The organism is Variovorax sp. F042 (assembly GCF_057814215.1).
Map to the genome: position 1 here is coordinate 1 of NZ_JBVASX010000098.1, position 282 is coordinate 282.

General features: G+C 71.3%; 1 protein-coding gene. It reads left to right on the forward strand.

Translation table 11 applies throughout. The features are described from left to right. Positions 1–282, forward strand: a 282-nt coding sequence (locus ACZYSP_RS35575) for an urease accessory protein UreE (protein WP_489019268.1), incomplete at both ends; no start/stop codon positions are given.

The window sequence follows — 282 nt, forward strand, 5'->3', positions numbered from 1 at the left end:
CGCGGCCTTGCGCCCGTGATGCTCAAGCGCGCTGCCACCATCGAGCTCGACTGGGACATCCGCCAGAAAAGCCGTGTCGACGCCACCGACTCGCAGGGCCGCCAGATCGGCGTGTTCCTGCCGCGCGGCACCGCCGTGCGGGGCGGCGACGTTCTCGTGGCGGAAGACGGTTCGCTGGTCCGCGTGATCGCTGTGCCGCAGCCGGTGCTGCGCATCACGCTTTGCACGGCCCACGGCTCGCCCTTCGACCTGACGCGCGCGGCCTATCACCTGGGCAACCGG